Genomic DNA, 19,404 nt, shown 5'->3' on the forward strand with positions numbered 1-19,404 from the left:
ATGAGTTGACTAGAAGTTTAATTAAGAACATAATTAAAATTAAATTAATAGAGGGAGAAAAAATGAAAAATAAATTACCGTTATTAATCGGTGTAATAATTGTTATTGCAGGTTTAGTTTTCTTCATGGGTGGAGGAGATAAAACTGCTAAGAAATCAGGCGATAGCAGTGCCCCTATAGTAATTCCAACACATAACTGGTCAAGCCAAATTGTAATGGCTTACGTTATTGGTGGAATTTTTGAAAGTATGGGAAACAACGTGAGTTATGTTAATGCTGACTCACAAGCTGTTTACGAGTCAATCAGAATTGGAGACGTAACCATCTCTCACGAGGTATGGGAGTCTGCATTTGGTAAATCATTTACAACTGCTTTAGATAAAGGTGGTGTGTTAGATTGGGGTGATCACGAGGCAAGAACACTTGAGGATATGGGTTATCCTAATTGGGTTGCTGACAAAGGATTATGCCCAGGTTTACCAGACTGGACAGCTTTAAAGAATCCAGACTGTGCCAAAAACTTTGTAACACCTGATTCAGGTGGAAAAGGACGTATGTTAGAAGGTCCTCAAACTTGGCATGGTGACTTAATTCCTCAAAGAGTAGACGCTTTAGGATTAGGTGATCTTTGGATGGTTAAATTCGCTGGAAGTGCTGATGCACTTTGGGCTGAATTATCAGCAGCTGAAAAAGAAGGAAGAGGAACTATTATTTTTAACTGGACACCAAACTTTACAGATGGTGCTGGTTTTACATTTATAGACTTTCCTCCTTATACAGCTGGTTGTAGACCAGAAGATGGTGGAGATGGAAAATGCGGATCTCCAGATGGTTATTTGAAAAAAGCAGTGCATGAGGATTTTCCAAAAACTCATCCAGGTGCAGCTGCAGCTTTCAAAAAAATGTCATTCACTACAAGTCACATTGGAGCAATGGCTGCTTTAGTTGATATTGACAAAATGACTCACGAAGATGCTGCCAAAAAATGGTTAGCTGACAATGAGTCAGTTTGGAAACCATTTACCAAATAAGGTAAATAACAATTAAATTTATAAATCTCCCCCAACAAAGTTGGGGGGGATTTTTTTTAATTTAGATTTCATGTTCAAATATTATTTAGTTATATTAATAAGTTTATTATTCTTTAAGCAGTCATTTGCAAAAAATATTAATATACAAGAAAATGTAAATCTTACTTTTAAATGTGAATTAGAAAAAAAAATAATAAAGAATTCAGAATATAACTATCAAGTATTTTTGGCCAAAGATTTGAAAGAAAAAGATTTAAGTAAATTTGAAATTAAATCACAACAACCTGAAAATCTTGATATTAATGGATTGTCATCATTTCTCTCTGAAATTTTAAAACTTAATGTTAAAGTTGTGAATAAAGATATAATTTTATTTAAAGCAATTGATAAAGATTCTAACTATTCAGAGTCAGGCATTATTAATAGAAAAACAGGTGAGCTAGTTCATGAAATTACAAAAAATATTAAAAGTGAAAATTCTGAAAAGGATATTACTTTTTATTCTTGTAAGAAGAGGGAAAAAGTCTGATTTTTTTTTAATCAATTTGTGTAAGATATAAATATGAAAAATTTTTTGATAAGTTTGATTATAAGTTTATTATTTGTTTCTTCTGCTTTAGCACGTAGCACAGGATGTAAAGAAGGAAATTGTGAAAATGGTTATGGGAAATGGATTTACACTGACAAAACTACATATGAGGGCCAGTGGGTAGAAACAAAAAAAAATGGTCAAGGAACTGAAACCTGGCCAAATGGATATATTTATAAAGGAGAATTTAAAAATAGTGAGTGGAGTGGCATAGGCACTCTAAGTTTTCCTGATGGCTCAACATATGAAGGTGAATGGAAAAAAGGTTTTATGAACGGCCAAGGTACTTTTACTTGGGCTGATGGAAAACAAAAATCAGGAACATGGATTAATGGAAAGTTACAAGAGTAATGTTAAAAGAAAATTATTTACATAAAATAAAAGAGTTGCCAGATACTATCAAAGAATTTGCTGGTTTGACACTCGTAATGATAATTGTAATTTTATTTTTTGCTATCTTGAATAACATTTTTGGAGAAGGAGACGAGCTTGTTGCAAAAATGAAAATTGAGGAAGAAAGAGTTGCTGAAACAAGAAAACTAGACAAGTTAATTTCAAGTCTTCCTTCAGGAATTTTAGTATATTTTGATGGGACTGATCATTTTAGACTAACTGATGAAGTTTATGAGAAAGTTTGTAATGCTACAAAGCTTATTCCACAACGTGCAATAATGGGAGCAAATTTTTTAAACTTTAGAGCACATGAGCTGTACACAATGAATGGTAATCAAATAAGTGATACATTTGTAAAATGGGACAAAGAAAAGAATAAATGTTTTGCAGGATTTGTAGTGAGTGGAGAAAACGTTGGTGTCAACGAAACAATTACTGTTAGTGGTGAAGCTTTAAGTTTTTTAAGCACAGGAATTGATACAAGAGTTTATTATATAAAAAATTTTTAAGGAGGAAAAAAATAATTATATCGATTTTAATTTATCTTAATTTCGTATAACCTAATTACAAGTTATGTCCGATCCAATAATCAAATGTGAAGGCGTTTATAAAATTTTTGGAGAAAATGCCAAAAAAATGCTTCATGAATCTAATGGCAATGTAGATGCAAAAACTTTTCAAGATAATGGATGTATTGTAGGCGTTAATAATGCCTCTTTTGAAGTTTCAAAAGGAGAAATGTTAGTTGTAATGGGTTTATCTGGTTCAGGTAAATCAACTTTATTAAGATGTATTTCTAGATTAACAGATGCAACAAGTGGAAAAATTTTTATTGAAGGGCAAGATTTACTTCAACTTAACAATAAAGAGCTAATTGAACTAAGACGAAATAAAATGGGAATGGTTTTTCAAAGCTTTGCTCTATTACCCCATAAAACAGTTGTAGAGAACATTGCTTTTCCACTTCAAATTAAAGGAATTAAAATTGAAGATAGTATTAGTAAAGCAATGGAAATGGTAAAATTAGTTGGTCTTGATGGAAGAGAAAACTATTTTCCAAGAGAACTTTCAGGAGGTCAACAACAAAGAGTAGGTATCGCCAGATCATTAGCTGTTGAACCAGACATATGGTTTTTAGATGAACCTTTTTCAGCGTTAGATCCATTAATAAGAAAAGAAATGCAAGACGAGTTTTTAAGACTTCAAGGAAAATTACAAAAAACAATAATGTTTATTACTCATGATTTTGATGAAGCTTTAAAACTAGCGGATCGAATTGCGATTATGAAGGACGGTATTATTGAACAATTAGACACACCAGCCAATATTGTTTTAAATCCCGCAACAGAATATGTAAGAAAATTTACTGAAGAAGTCCCTAGAGAAAAAGTTTTGCTAATTGAAGATGTAATGGACGTAATTACAAAAGAAAATTTAAGTGATTTAAAAGTTTCAAAAGATGAAATTATTGAAAATGTAGCAGAAAAAATTCTAACTCAAGAAAAAACAGTTTCTGTAGTAGATGAAAATAATCAAATTGTAGGTTCTATTAATCCATCAAAAATAATTAATACAGTTTTTGGAGGACGTAAAAATAACAATTAAAATATGGAATTTATTAAAAAATATCCCAAATTATTTCAGTGGTTATTTTTATTAATTGTATTTTTTGCACTATGTTTTGCTATTGATGTTCCCGAAACATACAATTTTATTAGAGGACAAGCAGAATTTATTAAAGATCCTAACCAAAGTTCATACGTCTTATTTGGTAAAGAGGTAAGATACTATGCATTTGATGTTTTTTGGAGATTGCCCCCACTTCTAGGGTGGCTTCCTATTTGGATAAATGACTCTTTATTTTTCTTAATGAATGAGTGGATGCCAATGGAGTTTTGGAATGAAGATACTCAAGAGTTTAAAACTCGACCCTTAGTGCTGCAAATCACTAGAAATTTAACTTCTTTTATGACTTTTCTTATTGAGCTAATAAGAGAGTTTTTGTTAGGTGGGCTTAATACTATTGTTGCAATTTCTAGTTGGGACTGGATTGACGCTAATCCTTGGGCAGAATTACCAGGGTTACCATGGACAATCGTGGCAGCAGGGGCAACAATTTTAGCTTATAAACTTAGTGGTAAGGGTCTTGCGTTATTTGCTGCTTTAGTCATGATTTATATTTCCATTTTTGGTCAATGGAAACCTTCGATGCAAACACTCTCTTTTATATTAGTTGCAGCACCTTTATCATTTATTTTTGGTTTGGGTCTAGGGATTGCAGCATTTAAAAGTAAACGAGTTGAGAAAGCTTTATATCCAATACTTTTGGTAATGCAGACTATGCCTCAATATGCAGTTTTAGTTCCAGCAATTGTTCTTTTTGGAGTAGGTGATCATGCGGCTGTAATTATAACTATGGTTGTTGCAGTACCGCCAATGATACTACTAACTTTATTGGGTCTTAGAGGTATATCCCCAGAGGTTATTGAAGCAGGTAAAATGAGCGGATGTAGTAATTGGCAACTGATGTCTAAAGTATTAATTCCAACAGCCAGAAGAGATATATTAATTGGAGTTAACCAGGTTATCATGGTGTGTTTTTCTATGGCTGTTATTTCAGCTTTTATAGGAGCAAAAGGTTTAGGATTTAATTTATTACTAGCTTTAAATCAGTTAAACATAGGATTAGCGTTAGAAGCTGGATTATGTATAAGCCTGATTGCAATCTTGTTAGACAAAATGTCTTTAGCTTGGGCTAATAAACAAATTGATTATTTTGGAAACTTAACTTTTTTTCAACGTCATAAAAATATATTCTTTTTTGTTGTAGCTATAATATTAGGGATTGTATTTGCATACATTGGATCTTTTTACTTTAAAGAAGGTTTTAACTATCTTTTTGAAATTCCACATAACAAAGGAATATCGACAGCTGATTTTTGGAACAAAGGTGTTGATTGGATTTTTGATACGTTCTTCGTATATATAAAAGCATTTAATACTTGGTTAATTGTAGATGTGCTTCAGCCGATGCGTGCTTTATATTTAAGAATGCCTGCTGTAGCTACATTAGTTTTGGTTGTTGGTGCAGGATATATAATAGGTGGCATTCGTTCTGCTTTAATTGTTTGTGGATTAACATTATTTATAGCATTAAGTCCATGGTGGGATAGAGCTTTAGTTACAACTTACATGGCAACCTTTGGAGTTGTCATATCTTGTATAATTGGATTTACAGTCGGCACTTTGTGTTTTCAAAATAAAAATTCAGCAAGTTTTATGTTGGGAGTTTGTGATATTTTTCAAACATTTCCATCATTTGTATATTTAATACCTGTAATGATGCTTTTTGGAATAACAGATACGTCGGTATTGATTGCGGTAATAGTTTACGCAACTATTCCTGCAACAAGGTATACCATTGAGGGATTAAGAAGTGTTCCTGCAGCCTTACATGATGCAGCAACAATGTCGGGTGTAACAAAATTTCAAAGATTATTCAAAATAGAATTTCCTTTAGCATTTCCTCATATGATGCTTGGTTTAAATCAAACAATAGTATTTGCTCTATTCATGGTGATTATCGGTGCATTTATTGGAACAGAAGATTTAGGTCAATATATTCTTAAGGCCTTGTCGGACAAAAATGGAGCGGGTATAGGATTAACACTAGGACTCTGCGTTGCCTTTATTGGCTTGATATTTGATAACTTAATTAGAACTTGGGTTGATCAGCGAAAGAAACACCTTGGGTTAAATTAGCTTAGATATTTAACCTCTGAAAAACGATCTGTTGGAAAAATCCAATAAAATTCTAAAGTTTCTTTTCCATTATTTTTTAAAGCGTGTTTTTCATTTCCACCAATATATACAACGTCACCTTTTTTGATTTTTTCTAAATCACCTGATTTATTTAATATACCTTTGCCATTTGTAATCACATATATTTCATCAGGAGAATGATAGTGAAGAGTTAAATCACCACCCGGTGCTATTTCAGCATAACCAAGTGATAGTCCAGAACTCCCATCAAAATCTTTATCAATTAAAAATTTCCATCTCACTCCCGGGTATTTATCCGTGGTTGTCCAATCTTGATCAGAGACAGATTTAAGGTTTTTTACAAATATCATATAAATTAAACATCAAATACTTATTTTTTTTGATCTAAAAAAACTTTCAAAGAGTCGTCCATTGCAGTTTCCCATGGTGTATGATGAACTGGTCCAACAGAACCCGTTACCGGTGAAGAGAAAGATTTATTTCTATAAGTCATAATATTTTCAACTTTATGATGTTCCCATTCTTTAAAATGTTTTCTGATTAATTCAAAATCAATTTTAGGATAATCAGATAAAGAGTGGAGTTCTTTGGTATATTCAGTTTGAAAATCAATCATTTGGTCTGGATTTTCTAATTTTTCTTCCATCGATACCCATTTATTTATGTCCGTTTCAATTTCTGAGTCATTTGGAATTTTTATTTTTCCCATTATAACATCTCGCGCATACCAAGCCTGACAATCAAACATATTAAAGGTATGAAACTGATCTTGCATACCTAAATACATTAGTTTGTGATTATTTTGCCAAACAACACCTTTATATAATTTTGGTGGATACAATCTATTGTTAGTTTTAAGTTTAAGATCTTCAGATAAAAAGGGGAAATGGTGAAGATAGCCAGTGCAAAGAATAACAGCATCTGTTTCTTGTTCATGACCGTCTTTAAAAATTGCTTTATTGCCCTCAAGTCTATCTAAGTGAAAAACTTCCTTCATTCCTTTAGGCCAATTAAATCCCATTGGATTATGTCTGTAGCCTATGGTTACACTTTTTGCTCCATATTTATGACACTGAAGAGCAACATCTTCAGCAGAATAACTACTTCCCAAAACAACAACATTTTTTCCTCTAAATTCTTCTGCATCTCTAAAGTCATGAGAATGCATTATTCTTCCAGGAAATGATTTCATTCCTGGGTATTCTGGAATGAATGGGACTGAAAAATGACCTGTTGATACAATCACATAATCAAATATATCTTTTAAAATTTTATTATTTATCTTATCTCGATAAGAAACTTCAAAACTTTTACCATTATAAGAAACATTGGTAACAGACGTATTAAATTTGACTTTATCTTTTAAATTTCCTTTTTTAACTCTACCTAAAATATAATCGTACAATACTTCCCTAGGTGGAAAAGATGGAATTGGTTTTCCAAAGTGTTCATCAAATGAATAATCTGCAAACTCTAGACATTCTTTAGGACCGTTTGACCAAAGATATCTATACATACTGTTAGGTACAGGGTCTCCGTATTGGTCAGAACCTGTTCTCCAACTGTAATTCCATAAGCCTCCCCAATCTTCTTGTTTATCAAAACAAACTATTTCAGGTATCTTTTCACCTTTTTTTTCAGCTTGTTCAAAAGATCTCAAAGCAGATAAACCACAAGGTCCAGCACCAATAATTGCCACTTTTGTCATAAAATCACCTCTCCCTAATAAATTTATAACTGTACTTTATCAACAAAATGCTAAAAATTAATATAAAAAAATACAGTATTATGAAAAAAATTATTATTATTGGTGCTGGAGCAATGGGGTCAGCATTCGCTGTTCCATGCCTTGAAAACCAGAATGAAGTAACACTTGTTGGCACACATTTAGAAGATGATTTAATAAATAAAATTAAATTAAATAATAATTTCCATCCAGCTTTAAATATTGAATTACCATCAAAATTGAAGGTAGAAAAATTTGAAAAATTACGATCAATACTTGAAGATAAGGTAGATATAATTGTTGCTGGAGTTAGTTCTATAGGAATTGAATGGTTTGTTAATCAAATATCAAAAAATTATAAAAAAAATATTCCCATTATTTTATTAACAAAAGGTTTGGCCATAGAGGATAATGAATTAATAACACTTTCAGATAAAATTAAAAAACTTCTAAAAAATCAAGGTCAAACTGAAGTAAATGTTTCAGCGATTAAAGGTCCCTGTTTGGCAGCTGGTCTTGCAAATAAAATGAGAACAGGCACAGTTATTGCAAATCCAAACATTAAAGAAACTGAAAAACTAAAAAAATTTATATCAACTGATTATTACTCAACAGAAACTTCAGATGATTTAACAGGTGTAGAATTAGCTGGTGCAATTAAGAATATATATTCAATGTTGATTGGGGCTTCTGAGGGATTGAGTAACTCTAAAGCTTCAAAAGAAATTCAATCTAAGTATTATTTAAACACATCTGCTTCATTAATTCATAGATCAATTTCTGAGATGGTAGAATTTGTTTCTTACTATGGAGGCAAAACAGATACAGTTTATGGTCTAGCTGGCTTGGGTGATTTATATGTCAGTGCAATAGGTGGAAGAAATAGTTTAATGGGTAAATATTTAGGAGAAGGCTATCTTTATAAAGATGCTAAAGAAAAGTTTATGAAAAATATTACAGTTGAAGGAGCACAACTTGCTTTAGAGATTGGACCAAAAATTTTAGAAGAACTTGATCAAAAGGACTTCCCACTTATGTTTAGTATGTTAAAAACTATTTGTGAAAATAAAAAATTAGAAATTCAATGGTAAAAAATATTTTAATATTTGTTTTTATAGTGCTTGGAATGGTGGTTATTTTGAACTTTAGTGACCACAATCTTAAAAGAGCAGTTGATGCCTGTTTAGCTGGAAGTCAAAAATTATCTAAATCAAAGATTACAGATCTTGATGAAGCTAAAAAATTTTGTGAAGAAGAAATAAAAAAAAATAAAAACTAGAAATTTATGCCAAAAATATTTTCAATTTATGTAAATATAATAGATAACATTTGTATCAAAGTTGGCAGATTTGTAATGTATGGTGTTTTTTTTATGATGTTTCTTTTAATACTATCTTTCGTTACAAGAAACATAATCAATTACCCTTTAATGTGGATTATAGAGATGGCTCAATTTACTCTTACTGCATATTATTTGCTTGGTGGTGGGTACTCTATGATCACAGACGACCATGTTAGAATGGATTTATTTTATGGAAAACTATCAACAAAAGGAAAAGCTAAAATGGATATTTTTACTAGTATTTTTTTGATTTTTTTCTTAGTAATTCTCCTTTATGGCTCTATTTCAAGTTTACAATATACATTAGAGTATAAACAAAAACTTTTTACTGCATGGGCACCTTATCTTTGGCCAATAAAATCTTTGATGTTATTAGGTATACTTTTGATGTTATTACAAGCTTTCTCAATGTTGATTAAAGACATTGCAAAAATTAAAAATATTAAAATATAATGTTAGCTCAATATCTAAGTTATGAATTTATTGCCTTGTTTATGTTTATAACGATGTTGGCAATGATGTTTACTGGTCAAAGAGTATTTGGTGCAATTGGGTTTGTAGCTGTTATTTCAGCATTATTGGTTTGGGGAAATGGAGCTATCGAAATGCCATATACGGCTACATGGAAACTTTTTAAATGGTATCCAATGCTTACACTTCCACTTTTTATTTACATGGGTTTTATGATTTCGGAGTCAGGTATTGCTAGTGATTTATATAAAATGTTTCATGTATTTTTTGGTGGAATAAAAGGAGGTTTAGCAATTGGCACAATGTTCATGATGGTTGGAATCTCAGCTATGAATGGATTAAGTGTTGCTGGTATGGCTATAGGGGCAACTATTGCTCTCCCTGAAATGTTAAAACGTAATTATGATAAAAGAATGATTACTGGTGTTGTTCAAGCAGGAAGTTCGTTAGGAATTTTAATACCTCCAAGTGTTGTAATGGTTCTTTATGGAATGATCGCACGTCAACCAGTAAGTAAACTTTGGCTTGCAGGACTTTTACCAGGTCTTTTAATGGCTACTTTATTTATAATTTATATTTATGTAAGATGTCGTCTTCAACCTGAGTTAGGTCCAGTATTAAGCGAAAAAGAAAGAGATATTCCATTTAAAGAAAAACTAAAACTTTTAACAGCTGGAATAATTCCATTTGTAATATTCATGTCTATGACTGGATTATTCTTAATGGGTATAGCAAGTTTAGTTGAATGTGCTGCTGTAGGTGCTTTACTTGCAACTTTAGCATCCATATACAAAAAAAGATTTACCCGAAAAGTTCTTGATACAACACTTAGAAAAACTCTTGGCGTTTCCTGCATGTTTATGTGGATAATATTAGCTGCACTATGTTTTGGAGCGGTATTTGATGGCCTTGGTGCTGCGCGTGCAATTGAAACTTTATTTATAGAAAGATGGCATTTAACTCCTTGGGGAGTTTTAATTATGATGCAACTTTCATATATATTTATGGGAATGTTTTTAGATGATACGGCGATGTTAGTTATAGTGGCGCCACTTTACGTACCTCTAATTATCTCATTAGGATTCGATCCAATCTGGTACGGTGTTCTTTACACAATCACATGTCAGATTGCATATATGACCCCTCCATTCGGCTATAATTTATTTCTTATGAGAGCAATGGCACCAAAAGAAATAACTTTATCTGATATTTATAGATCTATTACACCGTTTCTCCTGGTAATGCTCTTAGCATTAATTTTGGTTATGGTTTTTCCTCAAATTGCAACTTATCTTCCAAATAAGTACTTATAAAAATAATAATACAACTTTAGGTTTTAAAGTTGAAAAGATTATCATTTAATACAAAAAAATATTTCATTTTTTGGTTTAATCGTAATTTTTTTTATAATAGGCTTTAAGAATACTTTTTAACTAATAGGGAGAGTTAATGAAAAAAGAAAAAAAAATAATAACAAGTAAGAGGCGATCGTTTATTAAGAAAGCTGGCTTGTTAACTTTTGGTGTAGCAGGGGCAAGTGTTGTTAAGGCACCCTATGCTTATTCAGCATCAAACCCAATTAAATGGCGGCTTCAAACATATTCTGGAGCTCCACTTGGTGCACATGTTATCAAACCACAAATTGAAGCATTTAATAAAGCAGCTTATGGTGAAATGGAAATTGAACTGTATTATGCAGATCAATTGGTTCCTACCGATGAACTATTCAGAGCTATGCAAGCAGGTACACTTGATGCCGTGCAAAGTGATGATGCTACAATGGGATCACCAGTTGATATCTCAGTGTTTGGTGGATATTTTCCATTTGCAACAAGATACAGCTTAGACGTTCCAGCTTTATTTAAATATTATGGTTTAAATGAAATTTGGGATGAAGCTTATAGTGAGGTTAAAGGTGTTAAATGGTTGAGCACAAGTGCTTGGGATCCATGTCATCTTTTCACTGTAAACAAAAAAGTTACTTCTCTTGCAGACATGAAAGGCTTAAGAGTTTTTGGTGTTCCTACTGCTGGAAAATTCTTAGCGCAATATGGTCTAATACCAGTTACGGTCCCTTGGGATGATGTTGAAGTTGCTATGCAAACCGGAGAACTAGATGGTGTTGCTTGGTGCGGGTTTACTGAGGCATATGAAGTGGGTTGGGCTGATATCTGTAAGTATGCATTAACTAACTCTGTTACAGGAGCATGGTTTGGATCTTACTTTGCCAATCAAAAAGCTTGGGACAAATTAAGTCCAAAACTTCAAGCACTTTACAGAATGTCTATTAATGATTCTCATTATTATAGACAAGTTTGGTATTGGGGTGGAGAAGCTGATCTTCGTGTTAATGGGAAAAAAATGGAACTAACAAGTCTTCCTGATAATGAATGGGCTAAAGTTGTAAACGACTCTAAAGCATTCTGGGATGAGACTTCAAGTATTAGTCCAAGAGCTAAAAAAGTTGTGGATGCATTTAAGTTGTATGCAAGCACAATGGAAAAAGCTGGATACCCTTACAGATAATAAATATTTTTTAGGCGCCTCAAGAAAGAGGCGCCTAAAGTTAATAACTACGGCTTAGCCGTAAGACCCCCATCAACAATCAATTCAGTTCCAGTAATATAACCTGCTTGGTCACTTAATAGGAATAAAGAAGCATTTGAAATATCTTCAGGTTTACCCACTTTATTTAATGGAATAAATTTTTCTAAATTTTTCTTTGCATTAGGATTTTTTTTCCATCTAATCTGCATGCCAGTATCTATTGGCCCTGGTAAAATTATATTTGATCTAATTTTATTTGATGCAAATTGAATAGCAAAAGACTTTGAAAGTCTTATCATTGCTGCTTTTGACGCCCCATAAGCATCCTGTGGTTTGTCATCACCTGATAATGCATCAATAGATGATATATGTACCATTGAACCAAATTTGTTTTTAATCATTTTAGGCACAATAATTTTTGAAAGATACATCATAGATTTTAGATTTATTTCAAAAACTTTATCCCAAACATTTGAGTCTATATTTACTGCTGAAATATCTTTATCAAACCAAAGAACACCAGTTGTATTAACTAAGTAGTCTAATCTTTGGTGTTTTTTATAAAAACTGTCGATATATAACTTTAATTTTTTAAAGTTGGTAACATCAGCTTTTTTAAATTCACATTTTTTATAATTATTTAGAAACTCTTTACTAGGACTTTTAAGATCTAACATCAAAACTGAAATATTATTTTGAGATAATTTCTTGGAAATCTCTAAACCCATGCCACCACTTGCGCCAGTGATTACAGCGGTCTTACCTTTAAAATCTAATTTCATTTTATTGTTCTTTTCTTAGGTGAAAGCTTTTTGGAGAAGTTAATTTTTCATAAGCAACCTCTGATAACGAACAGCCTTTTCCAGTTTCTTTAACGCCCGTCCAAGATAATGCTGGATCAAGGTAATCACATCGGTTCATATAGAAAGTGCCTGTTTCAACTTGATTACCAATTTTTTCAGCAATCTCAATATCTTTTGTCCATATAGAAGCAGTTAAACCATATGGGCTATCATTCATTAATTTAATAGCTTCATTTTCATCTTTAACTTTCATTATTCCAACACAGGGTCCAAAAGTTTCTTCAGTCATAAAACTCATCTCATGAGTGACATTTGTTAAAATTTGAGGAATTAAATAATTTTTATGTTCTTTTGGAAATGTAAATTTATTTTCATCAATCATTTTTTTAGCACCTTTATTAATTGCAGAATTCATTTGTTGTAAAATAAAATCAGCAGCTGACAATTTAACTACAGGTCCCAAATTAGTTTCTTTTTCCAAAGGGTTTCCAAGTTTGTAATTATAAGTTTTTGAAACAAATAATTCTAAAAAGTTATTATAAATTTTTTCATCAACATAAATTCTTTCAATTCCACAACAAGATTGACCTGAATTAAAAAAAGATCCATCAACCAAATTTTCAACTGTTTTTTCTAAGTCACAATCATATCTTGCATAAGCAGGGTCTTTACCACCTAGCTCTAAAGTCATATCAATAAATTTATTCTGGGTTGCTTTTTGAACATCATAACCAGCTTTTACTGAACCAGTGAAAGAAACAAAATTAATTCGTTTATCAGAAACAATTTTTAAACTATCCTCATGGTTTAAGTGTAAATAATTAAAAACATCCTTGGGCAGAATTTTTTTAGCTGATTGGTAAAGTTGTTCAGCACATAAAGGAGTTTGAGCAGAATGTTTTAAAATAACAGAATTACCTGCTGCCATTGCTGGAATTATAGAGTTTACTGCAACAAGATACGGATAGTTCCATGGTGCTATTACAAATACTACTCCAAGAGCTTTTCTTTTTATATAACTTTTAAAATTACCTTCTTTAGTTATATCAATATTTACTAATTTTTTTTCAGCAATAGATAGCATGTAATCAGCTCTCTCTTTAAAACCTTTCAATTCACCAGCTGTTTGAGAAATAGGTCTACCAATTTGTCTACTTAGCTCTTCACAAATCAGATCACTTCTTGATAAAAAATCTTCTATAAAGCTTGTTAATAGTTTTACTCTTTCTTTAATATCAAGATCGGCCCACACTTTTTGAGCTTTCATTGAGCCATTAATAGTTTCTTCTATTTTAGCTCCATCATAATTTCTTTCGATATAAAGAGTATTATCAATAGGTGTAATTGTTTTTTGCATAAATATTTCAGTTAAAATTATTTTAGAAGGTGATATACAATATTTAATTTTAAAAACATTAAACAATAATATGCATAAATACAACTGGAATTACCCTACAACAATGTGGGTAGGCGATAATAGAATTAATGACATTGCTCTAGCATGTAAAAATTTAGATATTAAAAAACCATTACTTGTTACTGACAATGGATTGGCACAATCAGATATTGTTAAAAATACTTTATCAATTTTAAAAGAGAATGGAATTACTACTGCATTATATTCAAATGTAGTAGGTAACCCGAATGGTACAAATGTAACTGAGGGAGCTGATTATTATAATAAAAACAATTGTGATGGAGTAATAGCTTTTGGAGGAGGTAGTGGCTTAGATGTTGGTAAGGCAATTGCATTTATGTCAGGTCAAACTCTGCCTATCTGGGATTTTGAAGATGTTGGAGATAATTGGACCAAAGCAAATTCAGATAAAATTGCACCAATTATTGCAGTACCTACAACTGCAGGTACGGGTTCTGAAACAGGACGAGCATCTGTAATTTTAAATGAAGAAACAGGTGTAAAAAATATTATTTTTCATCCAAAATTTTTACCTTCAATAGTTATTTTAGATCCAGTTTTAACAGTTGGGTTGCCATCAAAAATGACAGCTGCAACTGGGATGGATGCACTAGCACACAATTTAGAAGCTTATTGTGCGCCAAGTTATCACCCAATGGCAGATGGAATTGCTTTAGAAGGAATGAGGTTAATTAATAAATGGCTATTAGAAGCTGTTAATAATGGATCTAATATTGAAGCACGACAAAACATGTTAACTGCAGCCAGTATGGGCTCAACAGCTTTTCAAAAGGGTTTAGGTGCAATTCACTCTCTAAGTCATCCTGTTAATGCATTAAATAATGTTCATCACGGTTTATCGAATGCAATATTCATGCCTTATGTTTTAACATTTAATAAAGATGTTATCGAAGAGAAGATAATTAAGATTTCCAATTATTTAGAACTTAAAGATAGATCTTTTGATGGTTTTGTTAACTGGGTTTTAGATTTAAGAAAAAAACTTGATATGCCTCATAAACTATCAGAAGTGATTGAGGAAAAAGATTTTGATCTTGATAGATTATCAAAAATGGCTTTAGCAGACCCATCTACTGGAGGAAATCCTAAAAAATTAACAGAAGATGATATGAGGATAATGTACCAGCACAGTATGACTGGCGAATTGTTTAAATGAGTAATTTAAATATTTTAATTGTTGAAGGAAATATTAGAGAAGATAGTGAGTTTTTTATTAAAGCAGCTGGTGCCTCTGCAGCAGACAATTTAAAAAATCTAATTTTAAAAATAGAACCATCAACAAATACAGAAATTATAAATCCTGGTCATGATGATGAGACAGCAAATGCTCTAAAAGATATGAGTAAATATAATGGTATTGTATTTACTGGTGGTGCAATGAGAATAAATGATATGACGGATGTAATTAAGAAACATATCAATTTTGCATCTAATTGTTTTTCTCAAAAAAAGAAGATTTTAGCAATTTGTTGGGGGTTACAAGTCTGCACAGCAGCAGCTGGGGGTAAAGTAAACCCTGGAAAAAATGGTGCCCATATTGGAATTGCATCAGATGTAATTATTAATAATGAAGGTGAAAAACACTTTATATACAAAAATAAAAAACAAATTTTTACATCACCAGCATTTAACTTTGATGAAGTAACTGAATTGCCAAAAAATGCTATTCTTTTATCAAGTGATAAAGTTAATAATGTAATGGGTGTTACCTTTAATGTAGGAAATTCTGAAATTATTGGCTTACAATATCATCCTGATTATGAATATTTTCAGATGCTCAAACTTATTGCTGGTCGTAAAGAGCGACTATTTGTAAATAAAAATTTTTTAAATGAAGAAGAATATGAAAGCCATATCTCATATATAAAATCTCAAAATGAACTATTGGATTTTAATAATAGAACATGTGAAGTTAGAAATTGGCTTAATTATTTAAGAAACTAATTTTAAAATAAACCTTCAATTTCACCATCTTTATTTAGCTTAATCGAGTCTGCTGCTGGAACTCTTGGTAGTCCAGGCATAGTCATAACAGCTCCACATATCACAACAATAAACTCTGCTCCTGAAGAAAGTTTAATCTCTCTAATTGGCAAAGCATGACCTGTGGGTGCGCCTTTTAAGCTTGGGTCTGTTGAAAAGCTGTATTGAGTTTTTGCAATACAAATTGGAAAATCTCCATAGCCAGCTTCTTCAAAGCTTTTTAATTGATCTCTAATTTTGGTATCAGCAATAACTTCATCCGCTCTATAAATTTCTTTTGCAATTGTCTCTATTTTTTTAAATAGAGGAGTTTTACTCTCATATAAAAATTTGAATTTATCTTCATTTTTCTCACATAATTCAGCAACATGACTTGCAAGTTCTTTTGTACCTTCACCACCATTTGCCCAATGAGTACAAAGACTTGCTTTAACTCCAATAGTGTCACAAAATTCTATTAATGCTTTTACTTCGTTATCTGTGTCTTTAATAAAATGATTAACAGCCACTGCAACTGGTAAACCAAATTTCTTTACATTTTCCACATGTCTTTGAAGGTTAACTAAACCTTTTTTTAAGGCTTCTACGTTTTCTGTTTTAAGATCATCTTTTGCTACACCACCATGCATTTTTAATGCTCTAATAGTTGCAACAATTACAACACAGCTAGGTTTTAAATCTGATTTTCTACATTTAATATCAAGGAATTTTTCTGCACCAAGGTCTGCACCAAATCCAGCTTCTGTAACAACATAGTCAGCAAGTTTTAATCCAGTCTTTGTAGCAATTACAGAATTGCAGCCATGAGCAATGTTTGCAAAAGGGCCACCGTGAATAATTGCAGGATTATTTTCTAAAGTTTGAGTAACATTAGGTCTAATTGCATCTTTTAATAATACTGTCATTGGTCCTTGTGCTTTTAAGTCTTTAGCATAAATAGGTTTTCTATCTCTAGTATAGGCAATTGTAATATTTCCTATTCTCTTTTCTAAATCTTCTAAATCATTTGATAAGCAAAAGATTGCCATGATTTCAGATGCAACTGTTATATCAAAACCATCTTCTCTTGGAAAACCATTTGCAACTCCACCTAAGTTTATATTTATAGATCTTAAAGAACGATCGTTCATATCTATTACTCTTTTCCAAACAATTCTTCTAACATCGATGTCTAATTTATTTCCCCAATAGATATGATTATCAATTAAGGCTGACAGCAAATTATGAGCTGATGTTATTGCATGAAAATCTCCAGTAAAATGTAAATTAATTTGTTCCATTGGAACTACTTGAGCATAACCACCACCTGCTGCTCCACCTTTCATTCCAAAAGAGGGACCAAGGCTTGGTTCTCTTAAACAAACAATAGATTTTTTTCCAATTTTATTTAATCCATCATTTAAACCAACAGAAGTTGTTGTTTTTCCTTCACCAGCTGGAGTAGGAGTGATTGCTGTTACTAATACAAGTTTTCCATTTGGTTTATTTTTTAAAGTATCTAAATATTCTAAATTAATTTTTGCAATGTGCCTTCCCATTGGACTAAAAGCAGCACTTTCATCAGGTACATTTATCTTTGCTAAAATATCATTTATAGGTTGCATTTTAGCTTCTCTAGCTATTTGAATATCTGACTTAACTTCGCTCATTTAAACTCCTATAAAATTAATTTTTAATGCTCAATTGATATCCTATTATAATTTTTTGGAAACTTCTAAAAAATATATATAAAAAAAATAAGAACTATTTATATTCGTTTGTATAAAATTATTTAATGCAAAAATATTCTATATTTAATTTGATCAAAAATGCTTTTTCTGGTCATCAAAATTGGGATTTAGCCTGGAAAGATCCTACTCCTAAAAAAGAGTATGATGTTGTCATAATTGGTGGAGGTGGACACGGTCTAGCAACCGCTTATTATTTAGCAAAAGAGCACAATATTACCAATGTCGCCATTATTGAAAAAGGATGGATAGGAGGAGGAAATGTTGGAAGAAATACCACAATCATTAGATCAAACTACATGCATGATGATAACGCTTTATTTAGTGAATTTGGAATGGATTTGTGGAGAAAGATGAGCCAGGATTTAAATTACAATGTAATGTTTTCCCCAAGAGGAATTATTAACCTTGCTCACTCAGATGCCCAGATGAATGTTTTTGCAAGAAGAGGAAACTCAATGCGATTAAATGGTATCGACGCAGTTTTATTAAATAGAGAAGAAGTGAAAGAAATTATTCCAATGGCTGACTTTTCAGACAATGTAAGGTTTCCTATATTTGGTGGATTGATGCAACCCAGTGCAGGTACTGCTCGTCATGATGCGGTAGCTTGGGGATATGCACGACAAGCAGATTCTATGGGTGTAGATATAATTCAAAATTGTGAAGTAACAGGTTTTGATGTTGTGAGTGGAAAAATCCAGGGAGTTAGAACTTCACGTGGAGATATTAAAGTTAAAAAAATTGGACTTTGTGTTGCAGGCAGTACAAATATTTTAGCAGAGAAATTAAATATGACATTGCCAATTGAAACACATCTTTTACAAGCTTGTGTTTCAGAACCAGTTAAGCCTGTTTTAGATAGAGTTGTAACTTTTGGTGCGGGTCATTTTTACATAAGTCAGTCAGACAAAGGTGAGATGGTAATGGGAGGAGATTTAGATGGCTATAATAGTTATGCACAAAGAGGTAACCTTCCAACTCTTCAACATGTTTTAACCGAAGGAATTGCAATGATGCCGTTTCTTAGCAAACTAAAAATGCTCAGAACTTGGGGTGGGATAATGGATATGTCTATGGATGGTTCACCTATAATAGATAAAACTCATATTGAAGGATTGTATTTAAATTGTGGATGGTGTTATGGTGGGTTTAAAGCAACACCTGCATCAGGATGGACATTCGCACATACAATTGCACAAGATAGAGTTCACAAATTAAATGCTGGGTATAGTTTGAATAGATTTAACACAGGTCACTTACTAGATGAAAAAGGACTTGGAACTAAAACATGGATTTCATAAATGCTCCATATTAAATGTCCTCACTGTGGGATGAGATCTCAAAATGAATTTTCATATGGTGGAGATGCAACTGTTAAAAGACCAGAGCTTAATAAGGAAGTTTCAGACCAAGATTGGAATAATTTTGTCTATAATAGAAAAAGCTTAAGAGGAAAACACAAAGAGTTATGGCAACATATATCAGGATGTAGACAGTGGATTAAAGTAGAAAGAGACACTGCAACTCACGAAATATTCAAAACAGTTAAAGCAAATGAAGAACTTTAG

General features: G+C 31.8%; 20 protein-coding genes. 15 read left to right on the forward strand and 5 right to left on the reverse strand.

The genetic code is table 11. The features are described 5' to 3' along the window. The first annotated feature begins 125 nt into the window (after positions 1-125). From tmoX to tmoV, 6 genes are all read left to right on the forward strand, one after another. Complete coding sequence (tmoX, locus tag AC5SLL_RS01490) at positions 126-1,031, forward strand: trimethylamine N-oxide ABC transporter substrate-binding protein TmoX (RefSeq protein WP_494587063.1); 906 nt, start codon at positions 126-128, stop codon at positions 1,029-1,031. Between the two features lie 70 nt (positions 1,032-1,101). Continuing rightward, entirely contained in the window at positions 1,102-1,560 is a 459-nt protein-coding gene (locus tag AC5SLL_RS01495; protein WP_494586805.1) for a hypothetical protein, read from the forward strand. Between the two features lie 33 nt (positions 1,561-1,593). Beyond that, complete coding sequence (locus AC5SLL_RS01500) at positions 1,594-1,971, forward strand: MORN repeat-containing protein (protein WP_494586806.1); 378 nt, start codon at positions 1,594-1,596, stop codon at positions 1,969-1,971. Beyond that, positions 1,971-2,522 (forward strand): hypothetical protein, encoded by a 552-nt coding sequence (locus AC5SLL_RS01505; protein ID WP_494586807.1) that lies wholly within the window; start codon positions 1,971-1,973, stop codon positions 2,520-2,522. The genes AC5SLL_RS01500 and AC5SLL_RS01505 overlap by 1 nt, the downstream gene beginning before the upstream one ends. 64 nt (positions 2,523-2,586) lie before the next feature. Beyond that, positions 2,587-3,618, forward strand: coding sequence for a trimethylamine N-oxide ABC transporter ATP-binding protein TmoW (tmoW, locus tag AC5SLL_RS01510; protein WP_494586808.1), 1,032 nt, complete (start codon positions 2,587-2,589; stop codon positions 3,616-3,618). Between the two features lie 3 nt (positions 3,619-3,621). Continuing rightward, complete coding sequence (tmoV, locus tag AC5SLL_RS01515) at positions 3,622-5,775, forward strand: trimethylamine N-oxide ABC transporter permease protein TmoV (protein WP_494586809.1); 2,154 nt, start codon at positions 3,622-3,624, stop codon at positions 5,773-5,775. Here the strand turns inward: tmoV and AC5SLL_RS01520 are convergent. Together AC5SLL_RS01520 and AC5SLL_RS01525 are read right to left on the reverse strand one after the other, a co-directional pair. Continuing rightward, complete coding sequence (locus tag AC5SLL_RS01520) at positions 5,772-6,146, reverse strand: cupin domain-containing protein (protein ID WP_494586810.1); 375 nt, start codon at positions 6,144-6,146, stop codon at positions 5,772-5,774. The genes tmoV and AC5SLL_RS01520 overlap by 4 nt on opposite strands. A gap of 20 nt (positions 6,147-6,166) precedes the next feature. After that, positions 6,167-7,504: a trimethylamine monooxygenase gene (locus AC5SLL_RS01525; protein WP_494586811.1), complete on the reverse strand. Its 1,338-nt coding sequence runs from the start codon at positions 7,502-7,504 to the stop codon at positions 6,167-6,169. An 80-nt stretch (positions 7,505-7,584) separates the two neighbouring features. Here AC5SLL_RS01525 and AC5SLL_RS01530 point away from each other — a divergent pair, with 80 nt between their 5' ends. From AC5SLL_RS01530 to AC5SLL_RS01550, 5 genes are all read left to right on the forward strand, one after another. Next, positions 7,585-8,613: a 2-dehydropantoate 2-reductase N-terminal domain-containing protein gene (locus AC5SLL_RS01530; protein WP_494586812.1), complete on the forward strand. Its 1,029-nt coding sequence runs from the start codon at positions 7,585-7,587 to the stop codon at positions 8,611-8,613. Beyond that, positions 8,607-8,801, forward strand: coding sequence for a hypothetical protein (locus AC5SLL_RS01535; RefSeq protein ID WP_494586813.1), 195 nt, complete (start codon positions 8,607-8,609; stop codon positions 8,799-8,801). Before AC5SLL_RS01530 ends, AC5SLL_RS01535 begins: the two co-directional genes overlap by 7 nt. A 6-nt stretch (positions 8,802-8,807) precedes the next feature. Further along, positions 8,808-9,317 (forward strand): TRAP transporter small permease subunit, encoded by a 510-nt coding sequence (locus tag AC5SLL_RS01540; protein WP_494586814.1) that lies wholly within the window; start codon positions 8,808-8,810, stop codon positions 9,315-9,317. Next, complete coding sequence (locus AC5SLL_RS01545; protein ID WP_494586815.1) at positions 9,317-10,648, forward strand: TRAP transporter large permease; 1,332 nt, start codon at positions 9,317-9,319, stop codon at positions 10,646-10,648. The genes AC5SLL_RS01540 and AC5SLL_RS01545 overlap by 1 nt, the downstream gene beginning before the upstream one ends. A gap of 136 nt (positions 10,649-10,784) precedes the next feature. Next, positions 10,785-11,861 (forward strand): type 2 periplasmic-binding domain-containing protein, encoded by a 1,077-nt coding sequence (locus AC5SLL_RS01550; protein ID WP_494586816.1) that lies wholly within the window; start codon positions 10,785-10,787, stop codon positions 11,859-11,861. A gap of 47 nt (positions 11,862-11,908) precedes the next feature. On the opposite strand, the gene AC5SLL_RS01555 is transcribed toward AC5SLL_RS01550, so the two are convergent. Both AC5SLL_RS01555 and AC5SLL_RS01560 read right to left on the reverse strand, forming a co-directional pair. Further along, positions 11,909-12,664, reverse strand: coding sequence for an SDR family NAD(P)-dependent oxidoreductase (locus AC5SLL_RS01555; protein WP_494586817.1), 756 nt, complete (start codon positions 12,662-12,664; stop codon positions 11,909-11,911). Position 12,665: 1 nt separating this feature from the next. Then, positions 12,666-14,042 carry an aldehyde dehydrogenase family protein gene (locus AC5SLL_RS01560; RefSeq protein ID WP_494586818.1) on the reverse strand — a complete coding sequence of 459 codons (1,377 nt, stop codon included), beginning with the start codon at positions 14,040-14,042 and terminating at the stop codon, positions 12,666-12,668. A 70-nt stretch (positions 14,043-14,112) separates the two neighbouring features. On the opposite strand from AC5SLL_RS01560, the gene AC5SLL_RS01565 reads away from it, so the two are divergent. Beyond that, entirely contained in the window at positions 14,113-15,279 is a 1,167-nt protein-coding gene (locus AC5SLL_RS01565) for an iron-containing alcohol dehydrogenase (RefSeq protein ID WP_494586819.1), read from the forward strand. Next, complete coding sequence (locus tag AC5SLL_RS01570; protein WP_494586820.1) at positions 15,276-16,067, forward strand: type 1 glutamine amidotransferase; 792 nt, start codon at positions 15,276-15,278, stop codon at positions 16,065-16,067. Before AC5SLL_RS01565 ends, AC5SLL_RS01570 begins: the two co-directional genes overlap by 4 nt. Positions 16,068-16,069: 2 nt before the next feature. Here the strand turns inward: AC5SLL_RS01570 and AC5SLL_RS01575 are convergent, their stop codons facing one another. Then, on the reverse strand, positions 16,070-17,755 hold the full coding sequence (locus AC5SLL_RS01575; protein WP_494586821.1) for a formate--tetrahydrofolate ligase: 1,686 nt from the start codon (positions 17,753-17,755) through the stop codon (positions 16,070-16,072). Positions 17,756-17,880: 125 nt separating this feature from the next. Between AC5SLL_RS01575 and AC5SLL_RS01580 the strand changes: the two genes are divergently transcribed. Both AC5SLL_RS01580 and AC5SLL_RS01585 read left to right on the forward strand, forming a co-directional pair. Beyond that, positions 17,881-19,137: a sarcosine oxidase subunit beta family protein gene (locus AC5SLL_RS01580; RefSeq protein ID WP_494586822.1), complete on the forward strand. Its 1,257-nt coding sequence runs from the start codon at positions 17,881-17,883 to the stop codon at positions 19,135-19,137. Continuing rightward, the gene (locus AC5SLL_RS01585) at positions 19,138-19,404 is read left to right on the forward strand and encodes a sarcosine oxidase subunit delta (RefSeq protein ID WP_494573453.1); all 267 of its coding nucleotides are present in this window, start codon (positions 19,138-19,140) and stop codon (positions 19,402-19,404) included.

This window comes from Candidatus Pelagibacter sp. PS_43 (assembly GCF_059417795.1).

What these genes read in the sequence shown, in the direction of transcription:
- tmoX (WP_494587063.1), top strand. Translation starts at nt 126, where the DNA reads ATGGGTGGAGGAGATAAAACTGCTAAGAAATCAGGCGATAGCAGTGCC.
- AC5SLL_RS01495 (WP_494586805.1), top strand. Translation starts at nt 1,102, where the DNA reads ATGTTCAAATATTATTTAGTTATATTAATAAGTTTATTATTCTTTAAG.
- AC5SLL_RS01500 (WP_494586806.1), top strand. Translation starts at nt 1,594, where the DNA reads ATGAAAAATTTTTTGATAAGTTTGATTATAAGTTTATTATTTGTTTCT.
- AC5SLL_RS01505 (WP_494586807.1), top strand. Translation starts at nt 1,971, where the DNA reads ATGTTAAAAGAAAATTATTTACATAAAATAAAAGAGTTGCCAGATACT.
- tmoW (WP_494586808.1), top strand. Translation starts at nt 2,587, where the DNA reads ATGTCCGATCCAATAATCAAATGTGAAGGCGTTTATAAAATTTTTGGA.
- tmoV (WP_494586809.1), top strand. Translation starts at nt 3,622, where the DNA reads ATGGAATTTATTAAAAAATATCCCAAATTATTTCAGTGGTTATTTTTA.
- AC5SLL_RS01520 (WP_494586810.1), bottom strand. Translation starts at nt 6,146, where the DNA reads ATGATATTTGTAAAAAACCTTAAATCTGTCTCTGATCAAGATTGGACA.
- AC5SLL_RS01525 (WP_494586811.1), bottom strand. Translation starts at nt 7,504, where the DNA reads ATGACAAAAGTGGCAATTATTGGTGCTGGACCTTGTGGTTTATCTGCT.
- AC5SLL_RS01530 (WP_494586812.1), top strand. Translation starts at nt 7,585, where the DNA reads ATGAAAAAAATTATTATTATTGGTGCTGGAGCAATGGGGTCAGCATTC.
- AC5SLL_RS01535 (WP_494586813.1), top strand. Translation starts at nt 8,607, where the DNA reads ATGGTAAAAAATATTTTAATATTTGTTTTTATAGTGCTTGGAATGGTG.
- AC5SLL_RS01540 (WP_494586814.1), top strand. Translation starts at nt 8,808, where the DNA reads ATGCCAAAAATATTTTCAATTTATGTAAATATAATAGATAACATTTGT.
- AC5SLL_RS01545 (WP_494586815.1), top strand. Translation starts at nt 9,317, where the DNA reads ATGTTAGCTCAATATCTAAGTTATGAATTTATTGCCTTGTTTATGTTT.
- AC5SLL_RS01550 (WP_494586816.1), top strand. Translation starts at nt 10,785, where the DNA reads ATGAAAAAAGAAAAAAAAATAATAACAAGTAAGAGGCGATCGTTTATT.
- AC5SLL_RS01555 (WP_494586817.1), bottom strand. Translation starts at nt 12,664, where the DNA reads ATGAAATTAGATTTTAAAGGTAAGACCGCTGTAATCACTGGCGCAAGT.
- AC5SLL_RS01560 (WP_494586818.1), bottom strand. Translation starts at nt 14,042, where the DNA reads ATGCAAAAAACAATTACACCTATTGATAATACTCTTTATATCGAAAGA.
- AC5SLL_RS01565 (WP_494586819.1), top strand. Translation starts at nt 14,113, where the DNA reads ATGCATAAATACAACTGGAATTACCCTACAACAATGTGGGTAGGCGAT.
- AC5SLL_RS01570 (WP_494586820.1), top strand. Translation starts at nt 15,276, where the DNA reads ATGAGTAATTTAAATATTTTAATTGTTGAAGGAAATATTAGAGAAGAT.
- AC5SLL_RS01575 (WP_494586821.1), bottom strand. Translation starts at nt 17,755, where the DNA reads ATGAGCGAAGTTAAGTCAGATATTCAAATAGCTAGAGAAGCTAAAATG.
- AC5SLL_RS01580 (WP_494586822.1), top strand. Translation starts at nt 17,881, where the DNA reads ATGCAAAAATATTCTATATTTAATTTGATCAAAAATGCTTTTTCTGGT.
- AC5SLL_RS01585 (WP_494573453.1), top strand. Translation starts at nt 19,138, where the DNA reads ATGCTCCATATTAAATGTCCTCACTGTGGGATGAGATCTCAAAATGAA.